Consider the following 9,624-nt stretch of genomic DNA (forward strand, 5'->3'; position numbering starts at 1 on the left):
TTCAGGATAATGCGTTTCCAACTGAAAATTGAAATCGTTTGAGTTGTTTTTTTCATTTTTTTTCGATATTTACTGAACCATATCAGGAATTTTTTCCGTACTTTTGAAAGGAAATGATAATTTTATAACACTTAAAAACAATAAAAATGGCAAAGATTAAAGTTGGTATCAACGGATTCGGTCGTATCGGCCGTTTGGTTTTCCGCGCAGCTATGACTCGTAACGATATCGAAATCGTAGGAATCAATGACCTGATCGATGTAGACTACATGGTATACATGCTGAAATATGACACGATGCATGGTCGTTTCAACGGAACTGCAGAAGCAAAAGACGGTAAATTGGTTGTCAATGGTCAGGCTATTCGTGTAACTGCTGAAAAAGATCCTGCAAACCTGAAATGGGATGAAGTAGGCGCTGAGTATGTGGTTGAATCAACCGGTCTTTTCCTGACAAAAGAAAAAGCTGGAGCTCACATCAAAGCCGGTGCAAAACGGGTAGTGATGTCTGCACCTTCCAAAGACGATACCCCGATGTTCGTTATGGGTGTCAACAACAAGAAATATGCCGGCGAAACGATCGTTTCAAACGCTTCTTGTACAACCAACTGTCTGGCTCCGCTGACCAAAGTAATCAACGATAAATTCGGTGTTATCGAAGGTTTGATGACCACAGTACACTCAACTACCGCTACTCAGAAAACTGTCGACGGTCCTTCCATGAAAGACTGGAGAGGTGGCCGTGCTGCTGCAGGTAATATTATCCCTTCTTCTACCGGTGCTGCTAAAGCTGTAGGTAAAGTTATTCCCGAACTGAACGGAAAATTGACCGGTATGTCATTCCGTGTTCCGACTCTGGACGTTTCTGTAGTAGACGTGACTTTCCGTTTAGCTAAAGAAGCTTCTTACGATGAAATCAAAGCTGCTATCAAAGAAGCTTCAGAAGGCGAAATGAAAGGTATCCTGGGATACACCGACGAAGATGTCGTTTCTTCTGATTTCTTAGGAGATGCCCGTACTTCTATCTTCGATGCAAAAGCAGGTATTGCTTTGAACAAGAGCTTTGTGAAACTTGTTTCCTGGTATGACAACGAATGGGGGTATTCAAACAAAGTATTGGAATTGATCGCTCATATGGCAACTGTGAAATAATCAGTTTTACTGAAACTAAAAAGCGTCTCGGAAAACGGGACGCTTTTTTATTTTCTCAAAGGAAGTAAAAAACGAAATACCCCTCCCTGGTCTTCCGATAAAAGCGGAGGCAATATTTTCAACTTGCTGAAACAGAAAAAAAGGTTTAAGATGAAGAGTTATTCTTCCATCCTAAACCTTTTTCCACAATTGGGACGAATAAATAATAATCTAAAGTTTCGCAAAAAAAGTGACCAGAAAAGGCACACTGAAATCCACTACAAACCCATGGAATATCGCAATAATCACATACTCTTTACCTGAAAATCGGGTAATAACCGGCAAGGTAGTATCCATCGTAGTAGCACCACCGGAACAGATCGGAGCCAATTTTCCGAAGCAACGGACCAGAACAGCAGCTCCCAACAAAGTAATGATCTCACGTATAATATTAGTAGTCAAAGCGATTGTGCCCAATTCCGCCCCTCTATATTCTGTGATAAAAATACTCGACAAGGAATAATAACCGAAACCCGAACCGATAGCCAGACAATCCGTTAAACGGATATCGGTCAAAAGAAAGCTAACCCCTATACTTCCTGCCAACGTGCCGACAATCGTCGCCAAAGGCACCAGTACAATCCGTAGCTGCTGACCTTTCAACGCCGCCCAGGCTTTCCGGTCACTCCCTATACTTATACCCACCAGGAACATCAACCCGTATAAAACATACATACTAAAATCCTGCTGAAGCAATTCCTGAGGCAGAACGCCCCAGCGGGCCAGAATCACTCCAGCCACAAAAAAAGCAACAATAATCAAACTTCCTTTCATTTATTCTGAATCAAAATAACGACTTAGAAATACTCAGGAAACAGAAGACTCGTCTCTCCTCATGAAAAAAAAGCGATATACCACCCAAGCCAGGATCACACTTCCCGATACTCCTCCCAGGGCCAGGATCAAACCTTTCAAACCGATCGTATCCAGATTATTCATAATCTCTCCGTTCGTACCGACAGCAATACCTAATAAGAATAACAATAACCAAATGGCCAGCATAATCCATTTTTGTACCCACCGGAGCTGATAATTTTTCAATAAATACCCGGTGAATACGCCCAGCAACATAATTCCGACAATCTTCAACATAATCCTTTTCTTATAAAACTATCTTTTCATTCGGTTTATAAACTTTACAAACTTTTTCAAATACGTTTCGGGCTACAAAGTTAATACAGAAATTTTCAGTTCCAGCTGTATTCCGGTTTTGTCTCTCTCTTTTTTCCGCTATTTTGCAGGGCAGTGCTGTGGGGAGATAAAGTATATTGATTATTTTTGCCAGTCGTTTTATAGCTTTAAAATCATGAATCATTCTGTTCGAAGTCTTTTACCCTCTTTACTACTGATAGGGATCTATTTCATAGCCGATGAATTTTTCGGAACAGTTACCGGAGTATGGGTCGCCTTTCTTTTAGGAGGAGCCGAGTTTATCTATACCCGAATCCGGGAAAAAGTATATGACAAAATGATCCTCCTCACTACTTTGTTTTTTTGTATCCCGGGTCTGATTTCCATTTGGGCAAACGGTTCGGTACTTTCACAGCTACAACCGGCTATTATTGAAACGGCTTTATGTTTATTGCTAGGATTTTTCGCCTTCTCACATACCGACTTTACCCATACTCTACCTGCCGGTTACCGCAAAAATATCCACCTTTCGGGACCACAACTTCAAAGTATGCGAAAAATGTTGCGGATACTTTTTATCCTCGTCGCCCTACATACCCTACTTGCCTATACAGCCATTCTATTTTTGCCGGAGGACACGGCAAAATTCATCACTACCCCACTCTTATACATTATTTTAGGTACTTATTTTGTCGTATTTTTTATCTATAACCGTCTTTTATTGAGAAAAATGAAAAAAGAAGAATGGTTGCCTATCGTCGACGAGAAAGGAGAAGTTACCGGCCAGGCCCCCCGCAGCATTTGTCATTCGGGATCCAAACTACTCCATCCCGTCGTACATTTACACATTACCAACGATCGCCACGAACTATTCCTGCAAAAAAGAAGTATGAAAAAAGACCTTCTGCCCGGTATGTGGGATACCGCAGTAGGCGGACATATCGGCGTAAATGAGAAAGTCGAAGATGCACTTAAACGGGAGGCTTCCGAAGAATTGGGCATCACAGACTTCGAGGCCCGTTTTCTGGGTAACTACGTTTGGGAAAGTCCCCGCGAACGGGAACTGGTTTTTTCTTTTTTATGTACCCGTTACAACCATATCCACATCGATAACGATGAAGTGGACGAAGGGCGTTTTTGGACTCTGCAAGAATTGGCAGAGGGCATGGAGAAAAATAAGCTGACTCCCAACCTGGTCCACGAATACCGACTATTACTCAAACCCTTGTTTAACCGGTCATAAAATCGACCGTATTATTCTGCGCCCCGGTGGTCCCGATAGCACCGAAAACAGCCGAATAATTCCGTCAAGTCTATATTTAACTATTTTCGATTTGTTTTCTCACCAGGAAGTTCTTTCTTTGTGACACTATGGATGAATCTGTTTTGGATAAGTTAAAGATATTGGCAGAATCTGCCAAATACGATGTATCCTGTGCCTCCAGCGGTACGTCCCGGGGACATAAAGCCGGGGCGATAGGTAGTGCTGCAGGCTGGGGGATTTGTCACAGCTTTGCCGAAGACGGACGTTGTATTTCTTTGTTGAAGATCATGCTGACCAACTATTGCAGGTACGACTGTGCCTACTGCATCAATCGCAGGAGCAACGATATCCCGCGGGCAACACTCTCGGTAACCGAATTGGTCAATCTCACCATTGAATTTTACCGCAGGAATTACATCGAAGGCTTATTCCTGAGTTCAGGAGTCGTCCGCAACCCGGATTATACCATGGAACGCCTGGTACGAATCGTCAAGGATCTACGAACCATCCACCGTTTCAACGGATATATTCATTTAAAAGGAATTCCGGGAGCCAGTCCGGAACTTATCCACGAAGCCGGATTATATGCCGACCGGATGAGTGTCAACATCGAAATACCCAACGAAAAAAGCTTACAGACATTAGCTCCCGAAAAGGATTTCCAAAGCGTATTCACACCGATGCGTCACATCCAGCAAGGCGTATTGGAAAGTGCCGAAGAGCGGAAAAAATACCGGTCGGCTCCCCGTTTTGCCCCTGCGGGACAAAGTACCCAGATGATTATAGGAGCTACTCCGGATTCCGACAAAGATATCCTCCGGTTATCTTCTGCCCTTTATCAGCGACCGACCATGAAAAGGGTATACTATTCGGGATTTGTACCCGTCAATGCTTACGACAACCGTTTACCCCAATTGAAACAACCGCCGCTGGTACGGGAAAACCGACTGTATCAAGCCGATTGGTTATTGCGTTTTTATCAGTTCAAAGTGGATGAAATTGTCGACGACTCTTATCCTGACCTGGACCTTGAAATCGATCCGAAACTGGCCTGGGCACTACGCCATCCTGAAAAATTCCCCGTAGACATCAACCGGGCAGATTATGAGTTATTGCTCCGTATTCCCGGTTTAGGAGTAAAATCGGCGAAAATGATCATTGTCTCCCGTCGCTACGGTAAAATCAATGGTTCGCAATTGAAAAAAATGGGGGTCGTTTTGAAGAAAGCACAATATTTCATTACCTGTAATGAACTTCCCCTACAGACGGTTCAGGAACTCCGGCCCGAGCGGGTACGCCAGTTACTCATTCCACACAAAGGCAAACAGGAAGATCCCCGTCAGCTAAAGATTATCTTCGAATAAAACCGAAAAGCCGATGATTGTCTACCAATATGATAAAAGCTTCGACGGACTACTCACCTGTATATTCGAGGCTTATGACCGAAAAATGTTTCCGGATATACTACAGGCCGAAGGAGTTCCCCTTCCTTTATTCCACGAAGAGGTAATTCGGATTATTACCGATGAACGCAAATCCTCCCGGGTATGGAAAGGTCTTGAAAAGAGACTCTCTCCGGCCGGCCTATCCGTTATCACCTCTTGCTGGTTGTCCGAACTTCCGGATACCGACCGCTTACTATTCCGTTATATCCGCAAAGCTATCGACGCTCTCCGCCCGATCGAAATCAACTTCGGAGATCCCGATGTACTCGAAGCCACTCAGATCGCTAAGAAAGTGGGGAACGAACGTCTACGGGTTGTCCAATTCACCCGTTTTCAAAAAACCATCGACGGAACTTATTTTGCCGCCCTCGAACCGATATACAATGTACTGCCTTTGGTTATCGGTCACTTTCAAAACCGATTCGCCGACCAATGCTGGTTGCTGTATGATATCAAACGGGAATACGGTTATTATTACAATCGGCAAAAAGTCGATGAAGTCCGTTTCGAAACCAAAGGAACCCATCTTTTGACCGGCAAACTGGATCAGCAACTGATGGCAGAAGATGAACAACTTTTTCAGCAACTCTGGCGAACCTACTTTAAAACCATCGCCATCAAAGAACGTATCAATCCGAAACTGCACCGCCAAAACCTCCCCGTCCGTTTCTGGAAATACCTCACAGAAAAATAATTCATCCTCCCCTTTTATTATTATGACCGGATAATTACCACTACTCAAATTTAATTTTCACTTATAGTAAATAATTTTTGTGCACCGATCCTGCAAAAAATATAAAATTATTTTGTATTCCCCAAAAAAAGTATTTACTTTGCACTATGAATTCTGAAGCAAACTGCAAAAAATGAAATAGTTGCAAATAAAGAAAACGAACGTTTAATTTGTGTAATCATATAACCATCCCGGGAAGGTGTGTTTTTTTTATTTGCATATAAGATAATTTTTTGATTATCAAACATTAATAGGTAATTCGTCATGATTTTTTTTTCTTATAAAAATCATCCAATAAAAAACGTTGGTTAAAAAGTGAAATACTGCAAGGAGCGCTTTCGGAAAATCCGCTCACAATGGAATATGAATCAATTTAATAGAAATTGATTTAGATTTTAAGTAAATATTTTCATTTTTTATACTATAAAACAATGTTTTTAACTAACAATCAAGCAGACAAAATGAATTTTTTGTCTGGTTTGATAGTAATATACAATAGGATGAATAATTCCCATACAAGTATTTCAGGTCGAGAAGATCGTTCGAAAACGATCCAGACGATCTTTCTGCTCGGATTCCTGCTATACGGATTTACTGTTACGGCAGAGAAGATAAACTGCGATGTGCCTGTCTGCAGTACTGAGAGTTATCGGTCGAAGACGAATACACTTACTGCCGGACAGGATACGGTTGTTTTTCGTTTTGCTCCCCGGCGCTGTATGTTCTGGGCCGATTACAAAGGAAATGCAGCCGCTATTGATTCGCTTACCCGCTCCATCCGACAACACAAATTTTCAATCGAATCGGGTGACATAAAAGTGCGCGTACTGGGTTTTTGCTCCTCTTATGATTCTTTTAAAAAGAATCTTGCAATTGCAAAAAACCGAAGTAACCAGATCAAATCCTATTTTATCGTTCACGAAGGACTGAAAGAAGATCATTTCAGGACGACGAATTCCACGCAACGATGGCGTGGAATGACAGATGTGATCGCTGTAGCCTATATGTCTCCGAATGCAAAGATAGATACAGTACCCGACATTCTATCCGAGAGAGACGTTGTGCCATCCGATTCATTACCCGGAAATGGAAAATCCGAAAACCGTCCGGAATCGGAGATTCCGGAATCCTCTGTTGCACCCGATATGTCTGACAAGGCTCCGGAAGAAATGCTGTCCGTCCCCGGACGCCCCTCTTACCGCTGGGCTGTCAAAACGAACGTCGCCTATCTGGCCGCCACGGTCGCCAACCTTGGTGTGGAGTACAGCTTCGGCGACCACTACTCGGTCGACCTGCCGGTTATCTACAGTCCCTACACCGTGGCACGCAAATACCGCCTGCGCTTTTTGGCTATTCAGCCGGAGTTCCGTTATTGGCTGAAAACCCCGATGCAGGGTCACTTCTTCGGCGTCCACCTCAATATCGGTGCCTTCAACATCGCGGTAGACAAAGAGAAACGTTACCAGTCGCCCGACGGCTTCTACGGCGCGGGCCTGAGTTACGGTTACGCACTGCCCTTCGCCCGCCACTGGGCAGCAGAGTTCACCCTCGGCGCGGGATATGTCCACACAAAATACGACACTTATTATAATATACCGAACGGCGCCCGCTTCGAAAAGGGACAATCCTACAACTACTGGGGCCTGACAAAGGTGGGAATCAACCTGGTGTACCGATTCGGAAAATAAGGGAGGAGCAGAAGATGAAAAGAGTAACAATATATATCGCCCATTTGCTCGTCCTTGTATTGACGGGCTGTGATAAGACCGTACTGGAATTTCCGGAAAACGGAGGCGTCGATCCCACGCTGGTCAACGTGAACCTGACCCTTGCGATCGACCCGAAAATAGAGTCCTACGTGCCGGCAGAACGCTCCAAAGCGTCGGAGGCCGACCTGTATGATGTGCGCTGGATCGTCGAGGTATTCCGCGACGAGATTGCCGGCGAGCCCGTGCAGCGGTATGTGCTCGGCTGCGAACAGGCGGCGGACGGACACCATACGATCCATACCTCGCTAGCGCTGCACGCCGCCCGCTACCACGTCGTGGCATGGATGGATTACGTAGACGATGGTTCCGTGTCCGACAAATACTACACGATTCCTTCGCTCTCGGCCATCAGCGTACCTGAGGCCGGAAGCTACATCGGCAACGAGGAGCACAAGGACACCTATGTCGCCCGGCAAGAGATCGACCTCAAGGGTTACCGCGACCGCTGGAACGAGACCGTGGATGCAACCGTGACGCTCCAGCGCCCGATGGCCAAGATCGAGTTCATTACTACCGACATCGACAAGTTCCTCGACGAGCTGGCCGTACGGCGCCCGAAGATGACCGGAGCCGTAGCCGGCGACCTGTTGTCCAAGGCCCCCGACCTCTCGACGATACGGGTACAGGTAGATTACGCGGGGTACTTCCCGTCAGGTTTCAACGCCTACACGAACAAACCCAACGACGCCCGCACAGGGATGGGATTCGGGTGTAACATGACGCCCCTGACGGGCAAGGAGGCCCACCTGGCCAGCGACTATATCTTTGTCAACGGCTCCGAATCGGCCGTGAAAGTCAACCTGACGATTCGCGATAGCGAGGGCAACCTGCTGAACCGTATCGAGGGCATCGACGTGCCCATCGTACGGGGCAAGCTGACGACTATACGCGACGAATTCCTCACACGCGACTACGCCCCCGGCATCGGCATAGACCCCGGTTTCGAAGGCGACATCAACATTACGATCCCCGACTAAACAGATATCCGGATGAAAAAGACAGTTACCATATTATTTCTCGCACTGACCGTCCTTGCCGGCTGCAGCAAGGACGAGAACCCCACGCCCGCCCCGGCGGCGCCCGTGGGCGGTGTGATCTCCCTGCTCTCGGAGGGCACACTGGAAAACGAACCCGCGGCCAAGGCGGCAACGCGCGGGGAGACAGCAGCAGGACAAACATTGACCTACACCTTCGAGGCATGGACAAAGGACGCCAATCCCCGATGCGTACTGCATAAGACAGCAAACGGGACGCTTGACGAAGCCGCCATCGAGATCATGCTGGTGCCCGGCACGTATGACTTCCTCTTCTGGGCCGATTACGGCACGGGAGCCTATACGACCGATGACCTGCGGAATGTAACGGTGGCCATGACCTCCGGCAGTACTCCCGCGACCTATACCCCCGGCAGCGAACGCGACGCCTTCGCCTACGCCCTGCCCGGCGTGCAGTGGAACGGCGGCAACGGCGTATCGGCCAGGCTGAAACGCCCGTTGGCCAAACTGACGATGCAGAACAAGGAGGCGTTCGGCACGGGCGGCCAAACGGTGTCGGTTACCTATACGAACGTACCGACACAGTACGATGTGCTAACCGCAACGGCATCCGCTCCTCAAACCCTGACAATCGCGTTCCCAACGACAACCACTGGAGCGGCATTGGTGGGCGAAGACTTTCTCTTCGTGCCTGCCGAAGGAAAATCCGTCGGGCTGTCGATCACGGTTGGCGAAGTAACCAAGAGTCTCGACGTGCTGCAGCTGCAGCGGAACTACACGACCAACGTGACGGCCACGTTCGAGGAATCCACGCCGTGATTTAAGACGACACAGAGACTATGAACGGAAAGATGAACAGAAAACCGATATATAAACAATAATACAAACCGTTGGGTTACTGCCTCCTTCCGGAGAATCCGAAATCCACATATTTTTTGCAGGTGGCTGTGGAGGTTAATCCATTAACGCTCAATATTTTATGAACAAGATCTTACTATTAGCGGGAATGTTGACAGCATTTACCGCATGTCAGAAGGACGAGATGTCCGCACCGGATGCGGGGGCGACGTCTTCGTTTACGGTGAGTATTCCGCAGA

9 protein-coding genes are annotated in these 9,624 nt (G+C 46.6%); 7 read left to right on the top strand and 2 right to left on the bottom strand.

The window, feature by feature from the left end; translation table 11 throughout:
- The first annotated feature begins 146 nt into the window (after positions 1–146).
- A complete protein-coding gene (gap, locus tag AC5RDS_RS13295; RefSeq protein WP_195458036.1) occupies positions 147–1,151 on the top strand; it encodes a type I glyceraldehyde-3-phosphate dehydrogenase in 1,005 nt (334 codons plus the stop codon).
- Between the two features lie 210 nt (positions 1,152–1,361).
- Here gap and AC5RDS_RS13300 read toward each other — a convergent pair whose 3' ends face one another.
- Together AC5RDS_RS13300 and AC5RDS_RS13305 are read right to left on the bottom strand one after the other, a co-directional pair.
- The gene (locus AC5RDS_RS13300) at positions 1,362–1,964 is read right to left on the bottom strand and encodes a LysO family transporter (RefSeq protein ID WP_013610407.1); all 603 of its coding nucleotides are present in this window, start codon (positions 1,962–1,964) and stop codon (positions 1,362–1,364) included.
- A gap of 33 nt (positions 1,965–1,997) precedes the next feature.
- Entirely contained in the window at positions 1,998–2,282 is a 285-nt protein-coding gene (locus AC5RDS_RS13305; RefSeq protein WP_022160537.1) for a LysO family transporter, read from the bottom strand.
- A 769-nt stretch (positions 2,283–3,051) separates the two neighbouring features.
- On the opposite strand from AC5RDS_RS13305, the gene AC5RDS_RS13310 reads away from it, so the two are divergent.
- From AC5RDS_RS13310 to AC5RDS_RS13335, 6 genes are all read left to right on the top strand, one after another.
- Entirely contained in the window at positions 3,052–3,564 is a 513-nt protein-coding gene (locus AC5RDS_RS13310; protein ID WP_041557074.1) for an NUDIX hydrolase, read from the top strand.
- A 128-nt stretch (positions 3,565–3,692) separates the two neighbouring features.
- On the top strand, positions 3,693–4,949 hold the full coding sequence (locus AC5RDS_RS13315; RefSeq protein ID WP_046451103.1) for a putative DNA modification/repair radical SAM protein: 1,257 nt from the start codon (positions 3,693–3,695) through the stop codon (positions 4,947–4,949).
- A gap of 13 nt (positions 4,950–4,962) precedes the next feature.
- Positions 4,963–5,724 (top strand): TIGR03915 family putative DNA repair protein, encoded by a 762-nt coding sequence (locus AC5RDS_RS13320; RefSeq protein ID WP_013610403.1) that lies wholly within the window; start codon positions 4,963–4,965, stop codon positions 5,722–5,724.
- Between the two features lie 539 nt (positions 5,725–6,263).
- Positions 6,264–7,451, top strand: a complete 1,188-nt coding sequence (locus AC5RDS_RS13325; RefSeq protein WP_118159986.1) for a DUF3575 domain-containing protein — start codon at positions 6,264–6,266, stop codon at positions 7,449–7,451.
- 14 nt (positions 7,452–7,465) lie between these two features.
- Positions 7,466–8,509 (top strand): DUF6562 domain-containing protein, encoded by a 1,044-nt coding sequence (locus AC5RDS_RS13330; RefSeq protein ID WP_118159961.1) that lies wholly within the window; start codon positions 7,466–7,468, stop codon positions 8,507–8,509.
- A 12-nt stretch (positions 8,510–8,521) separates the two neighbouring features.
- The gene (locus AC5RDS_RS13335) at positions 8,522–9,346 is read left to right on the top strand and encodes a DUF6562 domain-containing protein (protein ID WP_118159959.1); all 825 of its coding nucleotides are present in this window, start codon (positions 8,522–8,524) and stop codon (positions 9,344–9,346) included.
- The last annotated feature ends 278 nt before the right edge of the window (positions 9,347–9,624 follow it).

This window comes from Odoribacter sp., assembly GCF_985060555.1.

What these genes read in the sequence shown, in the direction of transcription:
- gap (WP_195458036.1), top strand. Translation starts at nt 147, where the DNA reads ATGGCAAAGATTAAAGTTGGTATCAACGGATTCGGTCGTATCGGCCGT.
- AC5RDS_RS13300 (WP_013610407.1), bottom strand. Translation starts at nt 1,964, where the DNA reads ATGAAAGGAAGTTTGATTATTGTTGCTTTTTTTGTGGCTGGAGTGATT.
- AC5RDS_RS13305 (WP_022160537.1), bottom strand. Translation starts at nt 2,282, where the DNA reads ATGTTGAAGATTGTCGGAATTATGTTGCTGGGCGTATTCACCGGGTAT.
- AC5RDS_RS13310 (WP_041557074.1), top strand. Translation starts at nt 3,052, where the DNA reads ATGAAAAAAGAAGAATGGTTGCCTATCGTCGACGAGAAAGGAGAAGTT.
- AC5RDS_RS13315 (WP_046451103.1), top strand. Translation starts at nt 3,693, where the DNA reads ATGGATGAATCTGTTTTGGATAAGTTAAAGATATTGGCAGAATCTGCC.
- AC5RDS_RS13320 (WP_013610403.1), top strand. Translation starts at nt 4,963, where the DNA reads ATGATTGTCTACCAATATGATAAAAGCTTCGACGGACTACTCACCTGT.
- AC5RDS_RS13325 (WP_118159986.1), top strand. Translation starts at nt 6,264, where the DNA reads ATGAATAATTCCCATACAAGTATTTCAGGTCGAGAAGATCGTTCGAAA.
- AC5RDS_RS13330 (WP_118159961.1), top strand. Translation starts at nt 7,466, where the DNA reads ATGAAAAGAGTAACAATATATATCGCCCATTTGCTCGTCCTTGTATTG.
- AC5RDS_RS13335 (WP_118159959.1), top strand. Translation starts at nt 8,522, where the DNA reads ATGAAAAAGACAGTTACCATATTATTTCTCGCACTGACCGTCCTTGCC.